At 74.3% G+C, this 17,685-nt stretch carries 12 protein-coding genes; 4 read left to right on the top strand and 8 right to left on the bottom strand.

Going from position 1 to position 17,685, the window contains the following annotated elements:
• Positions 1–221: 221 nt before the first annotated feature.
• On the top strand, positions 222–1,244 hold the full coding sequence (locus AWW66_RS06440; RefSeq protein ID WP_067361130.1) for an LLM class flavin-dependent oxidoreductase: 1,023 nt from the start codon (positions 222–224) through the stop codon (positions 1,242–1,244).
• A gap of 32 nt (positions 1,245–1,276) precedes the next feature.
• On the opposite strand, the gene AWW66_RS06435 is transcribed toward AWW66_RS06440, so the two are convergent.
• From AWW66_RS06435 to AWW66_RS06415, 5 genes are all read right to left on the bottom strand, one after another.
• A complete protein-coding gene (locus AWW66_RS06435; RefSeq protein ID WP_067361127.1) occupies positions 1,277–1,831 on the bottom strand; it encodes an RNA 2'-phosphotransferase in 555 nt (184 codons plus the stop codon).
• A 74-nt stretch (positions 1,832–1,905) separates the two neighbouring features.
• Positions 1,906–3,543, bottom strand: coding sequence for a ribosomal protection-like ABC-F family protein (abc-f, locus tag AWW66_RS06430; protein WP_067361124.1), 1,638 nt, complete (start codon positions 3,541–3,543; stop codon positions 1,906–1,908).
• A gap of 298 nt (positions 3,544–3,841) precedes the next feature.
• Positions 3,842–4,513 (bottom strand): peptide chain release factor-like protein, encoded by a 672-nt coding sequence (locus AWW66_RS06425; RefSeq protein ID WP_067361121.1) that lies wholly within the window; start codon positions 4,511–4,513, stop codon positions 3,842–3,844.
• A complete protein-coding gene (locus AWW66_RS06420; RefSeq protein ID WP_067361118.1) occupies positions 4,510–5,688 on the bottom strand; it encodes an RNA ligase RtcB family protein in 1,179 nt (392 codons plus the stop codon). The genes AWW66_RS06425 and AWW66_RS06420 overlap by 4 nt, the downstream gene beginning before the upstream one ends.
• Positions 5,689–5,855: 167 nt before the next feature.
• The gene (locus AWW66_RS06415) at positions 5,856–6,476 is read right to left on the bottom strand and encodes a hypothetical protein (RefSeq protein WP_157527200.1); all 621 of its coding nucleotides are present in this window, start codon (positions 6,474–6,476) and stop codon (positions 5,856–5,858) included.
• Between the two features lie 84 nt (positions 6,477–6,560).
• Between AWW66_RS06415 and AWW66_RS35120 the strand changes: the two genes are divergently transcribed.
• Both AWW66_RS35120 and AWW66_RS06405 read left to right on the top strand, forming a co-directional pair.
• Positions 6,561–7,166, top strand: a complete 606-nt coding sequence (locus tag AWW66_RS35120; protein ID WP_067361112.1) for a CGNR zinc finger domain-containing protein — start codon at positions 6,561–6,563, stop codon at positions 7,164–7,166.
• Positions 7,167–7,322: 156 nt separating this feature from the next.
• Positions 7,323–9,632 (top strand): exo-beta-d-1,3/1,6-glucosidase, encoded by a 2,310-nt coding sequence (locus AWW66_RS06405; RefSeq protein ID WP_067361207.1) that lies wholly within the window; start codon positions 7,323–7,325, stop codon positions 9,630–9,632.
• 167 nt (positions 9,633–9,799) lie between these two features.
• Here AWW66_RS06405 and AWW66_RS06400 read toward each other — a convergent pair whose 3' ends face one another.
• The 3 genes from AWW66_RS06400 to AWW66_RS06390 form a co-directional block, all read right to left on the bottom strand.
• Positions 9,800–11,317 (bottom strand): hypothetical protein, encoded by a 1,518-nt coding sequence (locus tag AWW66_RS06400; RefSeq protein WP_245647954.1) that lies wholly within the window; start codon positions 11,315–11,317, stop codon positions 9,800–9,802.
• A gap of 46 nt (positions 11,318–11,363) precedes the next feature.
• Positions 11,364–14,075 (bottom strand): ATP-binding protein, encoded by a 2,712-nt coding sequence (locus tag AWW66_RS06395; protein WP_157527198.1) that lies wholly within the window; start codon positions 14,073–14,075, stop codon positions 11,364–11,366.
• A 111-nt stretch (positions 14,076–14,186) separates the two neighbouring features.
• Positions 14,187–16,448, bottom strand: a complete 2,262-nt coding sequence (locus tag AWW66_RS06390; protein WP_157527196.1) for a phospholipase A2 — start codon at positions 16,446–16,448, stop codon at positions 14,187–14,189.
• 398 nt (positions 16,449–16,846) lie between these two features.
• Here AWW66_RS06390 and AWW66_RS06385 point away from each other — a divergent pair, with 398 nt between their 5' ends.
• A complete protein-coding gene (locus AWW66_RS06385) occupies positions 16,847–17,524 on the top strand; it encodes a CHAP domain-containing protein (protein ID WP_083978273.1) in 678 nt (225 codons plus the stop codon).
• Positions 17,525–17,685: the final 161 nt, after the last annotated feature.

The raw sequence follows: 17,685 nt of genomic DNA, 5'->3' as shown, positions 1-17,685 counted from the left end.
CCGTGGGCCGGTGGCGCCGAGCGCCCGTCGGTCGTCAACACCGTCGTGGCGGCGTCCGTGCTGCCGCCCCGCCCCCGAGACAGCGCCGGCCCGGCACCGGGCCGCCCGCCGACCTGCGCGCGGGGGCCGGGCGGCACGAGCCGGTGCCCGGCTGCCGGGCCCGTGCCGGGACGCCGGCCGGCGGTCTAGGCTGGCGGACGATCCGGACACCTGGAGGAGTTGTGCCGCTGCCCGCACGACCGCTGCGGAAGCTGGGCTTCCTGACCATCGGGCTGTTCGACCCCGCCGATCCCGGCGCGGGGCACGAGTCGACGCTGCGCCTCGTCCACCTCGGCGAGCAGCTCGGCTTCGACAGCGCCTGGGTGCGGCACCGGCACCTGCAGTACGGCATCTCCTCGCCGGTGGCCGTGCTGGCCGCCGCGTCGCAGCGCACCGACCGGATCGAGCTGGGCACCGCGGTCACCCCGCTGGGCTGGGAGAATCCGCTGCGGCTGGCGGAGGACCTGGCCACGGTCGACATCCTCTCCGGGGGCCGGCTCAATCCCGGGGTCAGCGTCGGCCCGCCGATGCACTACGAGCGGGTCCGGGCCGCGCTCTACCCGGACACCGGCGACGTGGAGGACTTCGGCTACGAGCGGGTCCGCCGGCTGCTGTCCCTGGTCCGGGGCGAGCCGGCCACCGCCTTCAGCGGTACCGAGGGCTTCGAGGTGTTCTCCGACCGGGTCCAGCCGCAGGCGCCCGGACTGGGCGAGCGGATGTGGTACGGCGGCGGCAGCCTGCGGTCGGTGCGCTGGGCCGGCGAGCAGCGGATGAACCTGCTCACCAGCAGCGTGGTGAAGGCGGAGGAGTCGTCGACGGACTTCGCCGAGGTCCAGCTCGCCCACATCCGCGCCTTCCGGGCCCACCACCCCGACGGCGACCGGGCCCGGGTCTCCCAGGGGCTCGTGGTCATCCCGACCGACAGCGCCTCGGCCGACCAGCGGGAACGCTACCGGCGGTACGCGCAGCAGCGGCTGGCCCGGACCGCCGCCCCGCAGGGACCGGCCCGACTGCTGTTCGCCCCCGACCTGGTCGGCACGTCGGCCGAGATCGCCGAACGGCTCTCCGCCCACGCGGCGTTCCGGGAGGTGGACGAGGTCGCGTTCGCCCTGCCGTTCACCTTCGACTACGACGACTACGTGCAGATCCTCACCGACGTCGCGACCCGGCTCGGCCCCGCGTTGGGCTGGTCACCGGCGGGCTGACCGGAGCGGGCGGCGGTCGCCGCGGACACCGCTCAGCCGGCGTCGGTCCCCTCGCGCAGGTAGGCCGCCGGGACAGCCTCGGTCAACCAGACCCCGTTGTCGCTGCGGTAGAAGAGGTGACCGTCGCCGGCCATCGCCTCGGCGTCGACGGTGAGCACGAGCACCCGTCCGCCCCGTCGGGCGCCGACCCGTCGGGCGGTCTCCGTGTCGGCGCTGAGGTGCACGTGATGGCGGCCGGCGCGGTGCAGCCCGGTCGCCCGGATCGACGGCCACGCGGCGGCGCCGGTGCCGTGGTACAGCCGGGCCGGGGGCGGCAGCGGCGACAGGCCGAGGTCGACGGGGACGGAGTGGCCCTGGCTGGCCCGGATCCACTCGACGCCGTCGGCGTCACGGCGGACGGCGTACCGCTGCTTGTTGTTGCCGGCGACCACCGCGTCGAGGTCGGCGCGGCGGATCCGCAGCGCGGTGAGGAAGGCGTCGACCCGGACCCAGCCGGCCGCGTCGAGGCGGAGCCCGACCCGCCCGGGGTCGTGCCGGAGCACCTTGGACATGCGTTTGCTCAGGCTGATTAGTTGCTGATGTTCCACTGTGGGGATTGTGGCCGCCGCGCCGCCGCCCGGCCAGCGATTAACCGGTGGCCGGGCGGGGACGGCGTGCCGCGTCAGGTGGCCTCGGGGGCGGGGACCTCCCGCAGCACGCCGCCGTCGAGGCGCAGCCAGCGCTGCACGCCGATGTCGGCGAGGAAGCGTTCGTCGTGGCTGACCACCACGAAGGCCCCCCGGTAGGCGTCGAGCGCGCTCACCAGTTGCGCCACGCTGACCAGGTCGAGGTTGTTGGTGGGCTCGTCCAGCAGGAGCAAGTGGGGGGCGGGCTGGGCGGAGAGGACGCAGGCGAGGGTGGCGCGCAGCCGCTCACCGCCGGAGAGCACCCCGACCGGCAGGTGCGCGCGGGCGCCCCGGAACAGGAACCGGGCGAGCAGGTTCATCCGTTCGGACTGCGGCCGGTCCGGCGCGGAGACGGCGAGGTTCTCCGCGACCGTCCGGTCGAGGTCGAGCAGGTCCAACCGCTGCGACAGGTACGCGACCCGCCCGTCGGCACGGCGTACCTGCCCGTCGTCGGGGTGCAGGTCGCCGTGCAGCAGGCGGAGCAGGGTGGACTTGCCCGCGCCGTTCGGTCCGGTCAGCGCGATCCGCTCCGGGCCCCGGACGCTCAGGTCGACGCCGTCGCCGGCGAAGACGTCGTGGTCGCCGTGGCGGATCCGGACCCGTTCGGCGGTGACCACCGTCCGCCCGGCGGGGACGAGGGTGTCCGGCAGGTCGAGGGTGAGGACCTGGTCGTCGCGCAACGCCCGGCTCGCCTCGTCGAGGCGGGTCTGGGCCTCGCTGACCCGGTTGGCGTGCGCCTGCTGCGCCCGGCCGGCGGACTCCTGGGCGCTGCGCTTGAGACCACCGGCGACGATCCGGGCCAGGCCGGCGTTGCCGAGGTTGCGGGCGGCGTTGCTGGCCCGGCGGTCGGCCCGCTCGCGGGCCTGCTGCATCTCCCGCTTCTCCCGTTTCACCTCCTGCTCGGCGCTGCGCACGGTCCGTTCCGCCGCCTCCCGGGCGGTCTTCGCGGCCTGCTCGTACGCGGTGAAGTTCCCGCCGAAGAGGCGCAGGCCGCCCCGGTCGAGTTCGGCGATGCGGTCCATCCGGTCCAGCAGGGCCCGGTCGTGGCTGACCAGCAGCAGGCAGCCGGGCCAGCTCTCCAGCACCGCGTACAGCCGGTGCCGGGCGTCGACGTCGAGGTTGTTGGTCGGCTCGTCGAGCAGCAGCACGTCCGGTCGCCGGAGCAGTTGCGCGGCCAGCCCGAGCGCGACCACCTGGCCGCCGCTGAGGGTGTCCAGGCGGCGGTCCAGCGCCACGTCCCCCAGGCCGAGCCGGTCGAGTTCGGCGTGGCTGCGTTCCTCGACGTCCCAGTCGTCCCCGACGGCGGTGAAGTGTTCCTCCGCCGGATCGCCCGCCTCGATGGCGCGCAGCGCGGTGATGGTGGCGTCGACGCCGAGCACCCGGGCGACGGTCAGGTCGCCGGCCAGCGGCAGATCCTGCGGCAGGTAGCCGAGCACCCCGTCGACGTGCACGCTGCCGCCGGTCGGGGTGAGCGCACCGGCGATCAGGCGCAGCAGGGTGGTCTTGCCGGCGCCGTTGGGGGCGACCAGGCCGGTCCGCCCGGCCGGCACGGTGCCGGTGAGGTCCTGGAGGACCGGGGTCTGGTCCGGCCAGGAGAAGGACAGATTGGTACAGACGATGCAGGTGTCGGACATGCGGGAGACATCCTCGGCAAAGGGGACCGGGGCACGACAGGCACCCGGTGGGAGAAAGGGTCACGACGGGACAGACCGCCCCGGCGGGCGGCGGGGCCGCTCACCCCGAGATGTCGTCGTCCCCCGTCTTCACGGTGCTCTCCCTCAGTGCTCAGGCGCTCTGGTGTGCTCTCGCGCTCTGGTATGCTCTCGCGCCCTGGTGTGCTCTGGCGCTCTGGTGCTTCGGTCCCTCGGCGCGCGGGTCCGTGTCGCACGCGGCCACCAGCCTAGCAACTCCCCGGAGCCGTCGACACCGCATTCACCGGCGGACGCGGTGGGGCAGCGGGGGACGGCGCGGGCGGCCGGCGCGGTCCCGATCCGCGCCGGACGGCCGTTCGACCCGGGTGGGGTTGCCCCGGACCAGGTCGTCGTGCAGGTGCCGACCGGGGGTGTCGACGGCCCGGCGCGCGGCCTCGTCCCGCTCCTCGACGCGACGGCGCAGCAGGTCCAGGGCGATCCGGCGGTTGAGGCCGAAGTGCCGCTCGGTGTCGACCACGACGACGGTCCCGGAGGGACGGTGGGTGGTCCGCGCCGCCGTGCTGGCCTTGTCGCGGTGCTGCCCGCCGGGCCCGCCGGTGCGGCACCCGACGATCTCGACGTCCGCGACGCTGAACGGGCTGGCCGGGGCGGCGACCGGGCAGGGCCGGGCGGTCACGTACCAGTTCCTCCGGGCGGTGACCCGGTACGGGCTCGGGGCCTGCCAGCACAGCGTCCCGGTCCAGCCGGCGGCGAACGCCTCGGCGTCGGCCCCGTCGATGCGGAGCAGCACCGAACGGTAGGTGCCGGACCGGTCGCCGGGCACGGCGCGTACCCGGTCGACGGTGACCCGGTGCCCGGCGGCGTCGGCCGTCAACCGGCGCAGCAGCCGGGCCACGGCCCAGGCGCACTCCTGCGGGCCCCGCCCGGCGGAGATCAGCAGGTGCACGGTCACCGCCGCCCCCGTGCCCGCCGCCGGTCGGGGCGGTGCGCCGACCCGGCGTCCGGGGTCTTGTACGTGACCAGCGGCACCGTGGTGGCCACGGGGGTGGCCAGGCCGTGCTCGACGAGGTCGCCGATCACCTGCTCGATGCGCTTGTACGCGGTGGGCGCCTCCTCGAAGAGCAACTGCCGGTCGCCGCACACCACCAGCGAGCCCACCGGTGTCCGCCGCAGTTCCTCGACGGTGTGCTTGGCCCGGCCCCGGCGCAGCGCGTCGGCCCGGGACATCTTGCGGCCGGCCCCGTGCGCCACGGAGTGGTTGGCCGCCGGGCCGGAGTGGGCGGCCACCAGGTACGACGGGGTGCCCCGGGTGCCGGCGACCAGCACGTCCCGGCCGTCGCCCGGCGCGGCTCCCTTGCGGTGCAGGTACCGGCCGTCGCGACGCTCGACCAGGTTGTGGCACTGGTCCACGATCGGCGCGGTGGGCTCGGCCCCGAGGGCGTGGGCGACCCGCGCGGCCAGCAGCCGCCGGTTGAGCGACCCCCACCGGACGGCCTCGTCGTGCCGCGCCAGGTACCCGGCCGGGTCGGGGGTCGGCCCGGCGCCGTGGACCTCGGTGTGCTCGCGCAGGATCCGCTCGCCCAGCCCCCGGGACCCGCTGTGCACCACCAGCACGAGGTCGCCGGCGGCGATCCCGAGCCGGGACGCGTGCGCCGGCTCGACGACGGACCCGATCCGGGCCAGCTCGACGAAGTGGTTGCCCCGCCCGACGGTGCCGAGGCCGTCGAGGTGGCCGGCGGGGACGTCACCGTCCACGACGGACCAGGCTGGGTCGTCGGCGTCCCGCCCGGGGTGCAGCGCGCGGTCGAGGTCGGGGAACCGGGCGGCGAGCCGCTCCGGTACGGCCCGCTTGAGGGCGATCGGGAACACGGCGATGCCGCACCCGATGTCGGAACCCACCAGGAACGGGTACAGCACGGTCGACGCCATGGCGGCACCGATCGGGGCGCCCTTGCCGGGATGCAGGTCGGGCATGCCGGCGACGTGGACCATGCCGTCGAGGGCGGCCACCTGTCGGCACTGCGCGACCGCGTCGGACTCGATCCAGCTCGTCGGGGTGGCGAAGACGGTGACGGTGGCGGGGGTGGACGGCGGCAGGGACTCCTGCCGCCCGTGGCGCAGGGACACGGACGCTCTCTTCCGTTGACAGGACAGGGGTGTACGGCCCTCCCGGCACGCATCGGTGCCGAGACGGCCGGGTCGTCACGGGGTGCTGTCCGTCAGAACGTCATGGGCCCACCCTTGCGCAGCGCCGGGGCGCCGGGCAACCGCATTTCGGCGGACCGGGCGGCGGTTCAGTCGCCCAGGGCGAGGCAGACGTTCTCCTGCTCGCCGAAGCCGACGGCCAGCCGGCGGGTGCCGTCGGTGTCGATGGTGACGACGTGCAGGCCGTCGAGCAGGTAGTAGCCCCGGGGGTGGTGGTCGCCGGGCCGGAACCCGAAGCCCGCCGGGCCGACGATGGTGTACCGCGACCAGGTGCCGTCGGGCCGGTAGTCGGCGGCACCCGACCCGCCCGCGTCCCGTCGCGCGGTCGCCGCGGTGTCGCCGTTGACGAAGTCGACGACCAGCGGGCCGGTGAACTCCTCCCGGCGGACCGCGCCGTCGGGGTGCCGGGCGACGACCCGGACCCGGACGTCCTGGGTGACCACGCGGACCTGGAGCGGGAAGGAGCAGTACCGACCCGCCGGGGCGCTCCACTCCGGCTGTACCCAGGTGCGCCACGGCTCCGGCCGGTAGCCGTCGAGCAGTGGGTGGCCGTCGGCCGGGCCGCCGGGCGCCGGTGCGGCACTGGACGCGGTCAGCGGTGGGATCGGTTCGGTCGCGGACGCGGGGGCCGCCGTCCCGGTGACCGTGGCCAGCATGGTGGCCGTGACCAGCATGGTGGCCGTCAGCGTCGCTGTCGCCCGTCTGCGCATCGTCGTCTCCTCAGCACGATCGTCGATTAACCGGTGAAAGAAGGTTTACCGGTTAATCGGCGGCCGTCAAGGCATACTCGGCGCATGCACTGGGTCGAGGTGGACGGGTACCCGATGCCGGTGCTGCTCGCCGGGCATCCCGGGCTGGAACTCTGCAACACCTGGGCCGGCTGGGACGCGCCCCCGGAGCCGCACCGGGAGTGGCTGCGCGACTACCAGCGGCTCGCCGTCTGGGCCCGGCACGCCGGCCTGCTCGACGCCGTCGTGACGGACCGGCTCCGGGCGGCGGCCCGGGACCGGCCCGACGAGGCCGTCGAGGTCCTCGCCGAGACCCGGGACCTGCGGGCGGCCCTGTACGTCGTCCTGCTCGACCCGGGCGCGGACGCCGCCTTCCGGGTCGTCGCCCGGTACGCCGAACGCGCCGCCGCCACCGCGCGGCTGCGGGCCGACGCGGCGGGCGTCGCCCGGTGGACGCTGCCCGAGGACGCGGGGCTGGCGCTGCCGCTGCTCGCCTGCGCCCGGGCCGCCGCCGACCTGCTCGGCACGCCCGACCGGGCCCGGGTGCGGGCCTGCCCCGGCGACGACTGTGGATGGCTCTTCCTCGACACCCGGGGGCGCCGCCGCTGGTGCAGCATGGCAGTCTGCGGCAACCGCGCCAAGGCCCGCGCCTACCTCACCCGCCACCGCTGACCGCTCCGCCCCCGTCGACCACCGGCCCACCTCCGGGCAGCGTCGGGCGATCGGCGGCGATGGGTGGACGCGTGTTGCCGACGGGACACCACGGCGACCAGAATGCCGGTACGTGACCACGGACGGGACGGCGTCCCCCGACACGAGAGCGCGGACATGACCCACGACCTGCCCTATCTCGACCCGACCCGTCCCGTCGCGGAGCGGGTCGCCGACCTGCTGGCCCGCATGAGCCCGGCGGAGAAGGTCGGGCAGATGATGCAGCTCGACGCCGGCGGCGACCTGGCCGACCACATCCTGGCCACGCACGTCGGCTCCATCCTGCACACCTCGCCGGACGGCCTGCGCGAGGCCCACGACCTGACCGCCCGGACGAGGCTGCGGATCCCGCTGCTGGTGGGCGAGGACTGCATCCACGGGCACTCGTTCTTCCGGGGCGCGACGATCTTCCCGACCCAGCTCGGGATGGCTGCCACCTGGTCCCCGGACCTGGTCGAACGGGTCGCCCGGGTCACCGCGGTCGAGGTCTCCACCACCGGCGTGCACTGGACCTTCTCCCCGGTGCTGTGCATCGCCCGGGACCTGCGCTGGGGCCGGGTCGACGAGACCTTCGGCGAGGACCCCTTCCTGATCGGCGAGTACGCCTCCGCCATGGTGCGGGGCTACCAGAGCGAGGGCCTGAGCGACCCGACGGCGATCCTGGCCACCGCCAAGCACTTCGCCGGCTACTCGGAGACCCAGGGCGGGCGCGACGCGAGCGAGGCGGACATCTCCCGCCGCAAGCTGCGCGCCTGGTTCCTGCCGCCGTTCGAGCGGGTGGCCCGGGAGGGCTGCCGGACCTTCATGCTCGGGTACCAGACCATCGACGGGGTGCCGATCACGGTCAACGACTGGCTGCTCGACGACGTCCTGCGCGGCGAGTGGGGCTACACCGGCATGCTCGTCACCGACTGGGACAACGTCGGCCGGATGGTCTGGGAGCAGCAGGTCCAGCCGGACCACGCGCACGCCGCCGCGGCGGCCGTCCGGGCCGGCAACAACATGGTCATGACCACGCCGCAGTTCTTCCAGGGCGCGCTGGACGCGATCGACCAGGGCCTGCTCGCCGAGTCCGACCTGGACCCGGCCGTCGCCCGCATCCTCACCCTCAAGTTCGAGTTGGGCCTCTTCGAGGACCCCCGCCGCCCGGACGTCGAACGGCAGCGGGCGGTGATCGGCCACCCCACGCACACCGCGCTCAACCTGGAGGTCACCCGGCGCTCACTGGTGCTGCTGCGCAACGACGGCGTCCTGCCGTTCGCGGGCGGGCTGACCGCCGACGGGACCGGCCGGGCCCGTGGCGGGGCCGCCACCGCGCGTACCGTCGCCGTCGTCGGACCCCTCGCCGACGACGCGCAGACCCAGCTCGGCGACTGGGCGGGCTCCTCCGGCCAGGCGCCCTGGCTCGCCGACGGCCAGCCCCGCGAGCTGATCACGACGGTGCTCGACGGGCTGCGCGCGGTCACCCCGCCGGAGTGGACCGTGACGTACGCCCGGGGCGCCGACATCCTCACCCTGGACACCGACCCGGAGGGCGCGTTCTTCCCCGACGGCCAACCCCGCCCGCAGGTGGTCGTACCGTGTCCGCCGGACCAGGCGATGATCGCCGAGGCCGTCGCGGCGGCCGAGGCGGCCGACTACGTGGTGGCGGTCGTCGGCGACCGTATCGAGCTGGTCGGCGAGGGCAAGTCCACCGCCACGCTCGATCTCGTCGGCGGTCAGATCGCGCTGCTGGACGCCCTCGCGGCCACCGGCACCCCGCTGGTCGTCGTGCTGCTCGCCTCCAAGCCGTTGGTCCTGCCGGACTCGGCGCTGACCGCCGCCGCCCTGCTCTGGGTGGCGAACCCGGGCATGCAGGGCGGCCGGGCCGTCGCCGAACTCCTCCTCGGCCTCGTCGAGCCCAGCGGCCGGCTGCCCATCTCCTTCGCCCGCCACGTCGGCCAGCAGCCGACCTACTACAACCAGATCCGTGGCCAGCACGGCACCCGCTACGCCGACCTGACCCAGAGCCCTGCCTTCGCCTTCGGCGAGGGCCTGTCGTACACCACTGTCGAATACACCGACCTGCGGATCGACTCCGCCGAGCTGGGGCCGGCGGAGACCGTCCGCGCCGAGGTGACGGTCCACAACACCGGGTCGCGGCCGGTCCGCGAGACCGTCCAGGTGTACGTGAGCGACACGGTGACCTCCGCGAGCTGGGCGGAGAAGGAGCTCAAGGGCTTCCGCCAGGTCGACCTGGCGCCGGGGGAGCGCAGCACGGTGCGGATCGAGATCCCGGTGGCCGACTGCACCGTCGTCGACGGCCGGGGCCGCCGCGTCGTCGAACCCGGCGACTTCGACCTGCTGGTCGGGCCGTCCTCCCGGGACGCGGCCCTGCTGCGGGCACCGTTCACCGTGACGCCCGGCGCCGTGACCCCGGCGCCGTGACCGGCAGCGCCTGACCCGGCCCGCCGCACGGGCCGGTGCCACGACGGCGCGGGTGGACTGCGGGCGGCGGCGCCCCACGGGGTGTGGGGCGCCGCGCGCCGCTGCGGGACGGACCTCACCGGCAGGGCGGCGGGCCGGCGGGAGCCTGCGGAGCGGGGCGGGTGGGCTCAGCCCTGACAGAGCGGTACGTCGGGTTCGACGACGCTGCGGTTGACGATGTCCTTGCTGAGGGAAGCGGCCTCCGCCGGGATGCTGACCTTCAGCACCTCTTCGATCGCCTCCGACAAGGTCCTGGACAGACTGATCCCCTCGCCGGCCCGGACGGTGAGCACGAGCGTGGAGCCCCGGCACTTCGCCGCCGGGCCGGCCAGCGGCAGCCCCACCCGACCCGCCGCCGAGCCGTTGGTCAGGCCGAGCGAGGCCACCACGCCGACGAACGGCCCGGCGCCCGCGACCGGCAGGCCGAGCAGGAGGCCGAACCGGAACTCTGCGGCCACCACGATGCCCTCGACGCCGATCGACACGCCCCGCAGCGACTGCATGATGCTCTCCTGCACCGAGAAGGCGGGCGTCAGGACGGCGGAGCCGTCGTACCCGATCGGACCGTCGAGTCCCCAGCGGCCGGTGGCGGAGATGTTGCCGTTCTTCGCGGTGAACGCCGTCTGCACGAGGAACGTGAAGGTCTGCTTGAGGGTCGCCGGGAAACCGCCGATGACGATGGGCTGCTTCACCTCGATCGGGAGCTCGATCTTCGCCTTCTTGTTGTCGCTCAGCCCGCCCTCGGCACCCGCCGCGATGGTGACGGCCAGCGCCTCGATCCCGTCGACGCGGAACCTCGGGTGCGGGATCACGCCGTCGGTCACCCGGATGTCGCCCGACACCCGCAGGTCGCGGACGAGCAACCGGATGTCGAAGTCGACCTTGAGTCGGGACACGGCCGTCCCGTGCTGGGCGGTCAGGCCCAGCTTCCCGCTGTCCTTGTACGCGGTGACGGCCCAGGCGCCGATCTTCCGGTCGATGCTCCTGGCCGCCGGGTCGGCCGCCGGGGCGCGGGCGGGGGCGAGGACGATCGGTGGCGCGGCGAGCCGCAGATCGGGAAGCCCGATCGCGTTCGTGCCGATCCCGGTCGCCTGTCCGGCGTCCGGTACCGCCGGGGTGGCCCCGGCGGGGGTCTCCTCGACGGTCTCGCCGAGCAGGGACGGCAGCGCGCCGAAGGCCTGCGACTCCAGGTCGAGCGCCTGGTCGACGGCGAAGTGACCGTCCCGGACCACGTCGGTCAGGCGTACCGGGGCCAGCGTGATCGCCGCGTCGCCGCCCGAGCGGTCGACCCGTACCACCCGGCCGACCGCCTCGCTCGTGGCGAACATGATCCGGCCGGGGCGCAGGTCGTCCACGCCCCGCGCGTCGCCGTCGACCACGTACGTGAACCCGTCCGCACTGACCGAGCGGATGGCCCGGCTGCCCCCGTCGACGAGCACCACGTCCGGCTGGTACACGACGGAGTCGTCCGGCCTCGGGCCGAACCCGTACCGGTCGTCGTCGGCGGCGGAGCCGCCGAGGTCGATGGCGCCGCAGCCGGTGGACAGCACGACGAGGCAGGTCAGCGCCGTGACGCCGGCGGGTCGGCGGCGGGCCGGGCCGCCCGCGCCACCGGCTCGCCCGCGCCACACCGCAGCTCTGGTCATGCTCCGACGCTAGGGCGTCGCAGGTCCCGGCGAATCCGGTGTTCTCCTATGTATCGCCGCCGGCCGGGTCGTGCGCACCGTCGCCGGCCGGCTCGCGCCGGCCGGACGGGCCCTCCGCGTGGGCCCGGGCCGCCGCGTCGATCAGCCCCACCAACCGCGCGGCCTGGTCCGTCCGGCCGAGTCGGGTGAGGAGCGCATGCGCCTCCTGGAAGGCGTCCCGCGCGCCCTGCGGGTCGGCGTCGAGGCGGGCCCGACCCAGGCTGGTCAGCGTCGCGGCCTGGAAGGAGAGCCAGCCCCGGGTACGCCACAGCGACACGGACTCCTCCAGGTGTGGTACCGCCCGGGCGGGCCGGCCCTCGGCCAGCTCGATCTCGCCGAGCAGTTGGAGCGCCTCGGCCAGGTGGTGGACCATGTGGTACTCGCGGCTGAGCGCCAACGCCATCTCGGCGGCCTCCCGCGCGCCCGGGTCACCCCGTGTGAAGTGCAGGTGGGCCAGGGCCAGCAGGGTCAGCGCCGCGGTGTAGTCGTCCCGGTAGGCGCGGGAGATCCGGAGGGACTCGGTGAGCAGCCGGTGGCTCTCGTCGAGGTTGCCCAGCTCCCGGTGACCGATGCCGGAGAACTGCAACGCGGTCGCCTCCCACCGGGGGTTGCCCAGTTGTCGGGCCCGGTCGAGCGCGGCGGCGGTGTGGGTGGTGGCGGTGTCGACCTGCCCCTGTTCGAAGGTGGCCACCGCCAGCGCCAGGTGGGCGCGGGCCTCGCCACCGAGGTGTCCGGACCGGGTGGCGAGCCGTAGCGCCCGCTCGGCCATGGTGACCGCCTCCGGGTAGGACCCGGCCGCCGTCAACGCCCAGGAGCACATCACGGCCGCGTCCGAACTGCCCGGATCGTGGCCGAGGGCGTCGAACATCTCCAGCAGCCGGACCGAGTCGGCGTGCAGTTGGGCCATCGCGGCCCCGTCACCGGTGTCGGCGCTCCAGGTGAGCACGTCGATCAGGCCACGGCGCATGACGGCCTCGCCGAGCAGGTTGCCGGCCTGCCGGCAGACCGCCAGCACCTCGGTGTCGAGACTCGCCCAGTCCGCGTACATGCCGCGCAGGTCGAAGTACTTCTCGAGCCGGCCGGCGAGGTCGACGGCGAGGTCGGCCAGGCCGAGCCGGCAGGCCTGCCGGGTGGCCGCCACCATCGCGGCGCGTTCGGCGTCGAACCAGCGCAGCGGGTCGACGTCGCGCAGGTACTCCCACGCCCAGTCGATCGTCGGGCGCGGCGCGGGACTGGAGATGAGGGCGAAACACGGCCCGGGGATCGCGGGGACCAGCCGCTCGGCGAGCACGATCCACCCACCGAACCCGCGCACGAGGGCCTGGGTGACGGCCTCCTCCGAGTCGTCGGCGGCGGACTCGACCGCGAAGAGCCGGACCAGGTCGTGGAAGCGGTACCGGACCTGGTCGGCGGCGTCGGCGCCGGCGACGGTGAGCAGTTGGGCGTCGACCAGCGTCTCGACGTGCTCGGCGGCCTGCTCGAACGGGCAGTCCAGCACCAGTGCGGCCAGCCAGGTGGGAAAGTCGGGCAGGTCGAAGTGGGCGAGCAGGCGGAACAGCCGCCGCGGTTCCTCGTCGAGCTCTCGGTAGCTCAGCGCCAGCGAGGCCCGTACCGCGAGGTCGCCGGTGGCCAGCCGGTCCAACCGCCGTCGTTCGTCGCCGAGCAGCGCCGCCAGGTGCGCCAGCCGCCAGGCGGGCCGGGCCGCGAGCCGCGCGCCCGCGATGCGGACGGCCAGCGGCAGGCCGCCGCAGTACTCGACGATCTCGGCGGCCTGGTCGACGCGGCTGAGCACGCGGTCGTCGTCGGTGATCCGGGCGAGCAGCCGGATCGCCTCGTCCGGGGTGAACAGGTCCAGTTCGATGTGGCGGGCGCCCTCGATACCGGTCAGCCGCAGCCGACTCGTGACGATCACGGCGCACGTCGGGGCGCCGGGCAGCAGCGGGCGGATCTGCTGTTCGGCGCCGGCGTTGTCGAGGACGACCAGCACCCGACGGCCGGCGAGCAGGGTGCGGTAGATCTCGGCGCGTTCGCTCTGCCCGTCGGGGACGGCACGGGGGTCGACGCCGAGCGCGCGCAGGAAGCGGGCCAGCACGTCACCCGGGTCCAGCGGGGAGCCCTGCGCGTCGCGCAGGTTGACCCAGAGTTGGCCGTCGGGATACTCCTCGGCGAGCAGGTGCGCCACGTGCAGGGCGAGGGTGGTCTTGCCGACGCCCCCCATGCCGGAGATCGCGGCGACCACCCGGACACCGGGACCGGGCCCGGGGGCGGCCTGCCGGGTGAGCAGGTCCCGCAGGGCCCGGACGTGGGCGGCGCGGCCGGTGAAGTCGGCGATGTCGGGTGGCAGCATGCCGGGCGCCGACCGGCCGGGCCGTACCGTCGGTGCCGGCGGCGGGTGCTCCGGCGGCGGATCCGGCTCGGCCGGATGCCCGGACCGGGCCAGCAGCGCGTCGCGGGCGGTGACCCAGGCGGCCACGGTCGGGGCGTCCATACCGCAGGCCCGGACGAAGCCGGCGACGACCTCGCGCCGGGGCAGCGTGGCCCGGCTCAGCACGGAGGCGAGGGTGCTCACCGCGAGGTGGTCGCCGGACGCGCTCGCCTTGGCGGCGAGTTGGCGGAAGGTCAGGCCGGACCAGAGTCTCAGCGCGCGGAGCGCGGCGACGTACTCGGCCGGGGTGGTGGCCCCTTCGGGTCGCGGCGGATCGAGGCTGAGCTGGGACACGGTCATCCTCCGGCGCAGACGTCGTCGACGTCCATGGTAGTGCCGGAGGGTGACCGGAGGACGCCCCACGGTTCCCGCCCGGGACGCGCCGGACGGGAACCCGGGTGGTGCTCAGTACTCGCTGCGGTACTTCATCGACGTCCCTCCGGTCGCCCGGACGACCGTGTAGTAGCTGTAGGCGGTGTTGCGACACGTGGTCCGGACCCGGACGGAGTAGGCGGCGCAGGTGTGGTCGCGCAGGATGGTGTAGAAGACCGAGTCCACCGACGCCTTCCTGGACTTGTCCCACTGTGGCGTCTTCAGGTAGATGATCCCGTATCCGTAGTCGTGCGCGTCGCAGGCACTGCGGAAGTCGAAGCCGTTCGGCTGGTCGGGTGAGTACGTGCAGTGGTCGTCCTTGACCCCGACGACGGCCTTGCGGGTCGGCGTCCGCTTCCACGACGGCTGGAGCTTCGGCCCGCCGTACCGCATCGGCACCGGGCCGGCCCAGCAGCCGTTCTGGCCGAACAGGTACTGCGCGGCGTACGTGCAGTGGGTGGGCAGCGCCGACAGGGCCGGGTCCCTCGTGGCGCCGGCGAGCTTCCCCGCCGCGACGTAGCTGAGCGTCCACGCCCCCTCCTGGGGCGTGCTCAACCGGACGATGTTGCCCCGGGCGTCGTAGGTGTACGCCGACACCAGCACCGGGGAGCCGTCGACCTGGCGCACGTCACGTACCTCCCGGAGCCGCGTGAGCTGGTCGTACGCGTAGCGGACGACGGTGACCGGGGTGGCGCTGCCGGCGGCGGTGTGGTCGATCCGCTGCACCTGCCCCGCCACGTCACCGAACTGGGCGCTGGTGGCGGTGGTTGTGGCGGCGTAGACGACGGTCGCCGAGGCGCATCCGGGCGCGCCCGAGGCCGTGCAGTCCTCCTGGCCGGTGGTCGGTGCGGTGATCCGGGTGATCCGGCCCTGCGGGTCGTACCCGATCAGGACCGTGCCGGAGGTGGGGTGACCGATGCCGGTGACGAGCAGGTCCGCGCCGACCGGACGCCAGCGGAAGGTCAGGCCGTCCGGGGCGCCGCCCTGGGTGAAGCCGCCGTCGGTGTCGCGGACCACGGTCGAGCCGTCCTCGGCGACGAAGGTGCCGGGCCGCGCCGGGTCCGCCTCGAAGCGCACCGACTGGGTGCCGATGGAGAGCCGGACCTCGACGTAACCGTTCGCGCTGTGGTCCTTCAGCCGGTGACCGAGCATGCCGCCGAGTGGTTCGAACCGCCAGTGCGGGCCGAGCACGCTCTCGTTGGGCTGGGTGAGGTCGATCCGCTGTCCCGCGCTGTGGCTGCGTCCGGTGAGCAGCCCGTCCTCGGTGACGTCCGTGCCCCGGGTGACCCACGACCCGGTCTCGGGCTCCGCGCTGCCCGGCCACAGGTCGGCCGGCGCGGGACCGGGGTCGGCCGGGTCGTCCCCCTCGCCGGGGGTGGTCGGGATCTCCGAGGTGACCGTCAGGGTCGGCGGCGGGCCCAGGTCCTCCGTGTTCTCCGACGAGGTGAAGACCCGATAGTTGGCCGTCCTCGTCTCGCTCGGCGACTGGAGGACCAGGCCGTGGTTCTTGGCGGTCCCGGCGGCCCACTGGGCGACGATCCCGGTGACGTCCCAGGACATCCGCCCGCTGCCGCAGCTGCCGAGCTGCGAACCCTCCCGGCTCAGCACCGCGTCGGTGGCGCTGCTGGTCGGCTGCGGGGTCCAGGTCTGGGCGGCCGGGTCCCAGAAGTCGGTGACCCGGCGGACCTGGATGCCCGCGCCGACCGTGGCGCCGCAGCCCGGCGCGTCGACGTTGGTCAGGGTGAGTTCCGCCCTCGTCGGCGTCTGCAACCCCCGGGTGTCGAACGCCAGGTAGACCCGGGCCTTCTCCCCGTCGGCCTCGGTGCCGGCCTTGAGGTACGCGCCGTCGGCGTTGTTCCCGTCGAAGACGCTGTTGACGTCGGTGTCGCCGACCACCGGCAGCGCCACCGGGTCTGCGGCCGGTGCGACGGGCCCCGTGTGCGCCGACGGCCGGGCCGGTCGCCACGACCCGTCCGCCCGGCGGACGCGGACCGGCGCGGTGGTGAGCTCGGTGACCAGCCTGCCGTCCGGGGTCGCCCTGGTGATCGAGGTCGCGGTGGTCGCGTCCGGCACGACGACCGGCCGACCGGTCCGGCGGGCGTCGACCGCGGCCGACCGCGCCGCGTCGGCCCGGCGGGCGGCCACCGTGGCGGCGGGCGCGTCCGGTTCCGGGTCCGCCGGCGCGGCGGTGGCGGGTCCGGCCACCCACGGTGCCGTCAGGAGCACTCCGAGGGCAACCAGCGCGGTGGTGGTCGTCCGGGCCCGGCGCGGCCGTGTGCTGGGTCTGCCTCTCATCGTGACTCCCTTACGGACGGTGGGTCGGTGGGGGTCTGCCGCGTACCGCCTACGGTGTCCCGCCAGCGGTGGTCGAACCCGCGAAGAATCGAAACACGTGCCCGCCCGACAGGTGCGGCCAGAAGCGTCCGGCCTTGTTCGGAACAGTTCCGTACGCGATTGCCGGAGGGCCCCGTCCCGGGGTTGTCCGAGGTTGTCCGGGCCTGTTCCGAATCACTTACCGCCACCGCCGGAGATTGCTACAAACGAATGGCGTCCGGTGTGGCACCACGCGGGTTGGGGCCACGCGAATCAAAGAGTGACCAGCGGACGCAATTCGAGAACCGCGCTACCGCCGACCGGCGGAGCGTTTCCCCACGGGCCGCAGGCATACTGCCGCCCGCTTTTCCGGAGGACCGATGAACGTCCTGAAGAGAATGGTCACCGCGGCGGTGGCCACCGTGTCCGTCGGCGCCGCGCTGGTGGTCCCGGCGACCGCCGCCCACGCCGCCGACACCACCCTGGGCATCGACGTCGGCAACATCGCGTACAACCAGGTCTACTCGGACAACGCGGAGGTGCTGAAGCGGCTGTCCGAGAAGGGCACCAACTGCAACTTCTACACCGGCTTCTGGGCCGACCCGAACAACGACCGGTACGACAACAACCCGGCCTCCACCTGCGGCACCTCCAGCAAGGGCTACCAGTACCGCGACGGCACGAAGTCCTGGGTGACGGTGAACTGGCGGGCCCGCGCCTGGTGCGCCGACTTCGCCAAGTTCGCCTTCTACTGGGGAACGGCGAAGTACACCGGGCTCAACGCGCTCGCGTCGAGCTTCCGGACCTACGGGGTGAACAACGGCACCTGGCACCCCAAGGGCAGCTACGTCCCGCGCAAGGGTGACGCGGTCGTGTACGACTGGGAGGGCGACGGCGTCATCGACCACGTCGGCATCGTCACGTCGTACCAGGAGAACAACACCGACGGGACCTTCAACTCCGTCGAGGGCAACAGGTCCGACGCGGTGAAGCACGTGTTCAACACGTCCAACCGTGCGGCCTCCGTCGTCGGCTTCACCTCACCGGTACCGAAGTAGGACGCGGGAACGCCCGGTCGGTCGTCGAGCCGGCCGGGCGTCGTCCCGCCCCTTGTGCGGCGAGCGGGTCACGACCCGCTCGCCGCCGCCCTGGTGGGTCGTCACGGACCGTCCGGCGACCCCACAATGGAGGGCCAGGCACCGGGTAGCGAGCGGGGAGG

This window comes from Micromonospora rosaria (assembly GCF_001567585.1).
In the GTDB taxonomy this organism is placed as follows: Bacteria; Actinomycetota; Actinomycetes; order Mycobacteriales; family Micromonosporaceae; genus Micromonospora; species Micromonospora rosaria.
The sequence above is the reverse complement of the archived record's forward strand: the minus strand, read 5'-3'. Positions and strand labels throughout refer to the sequence as shown.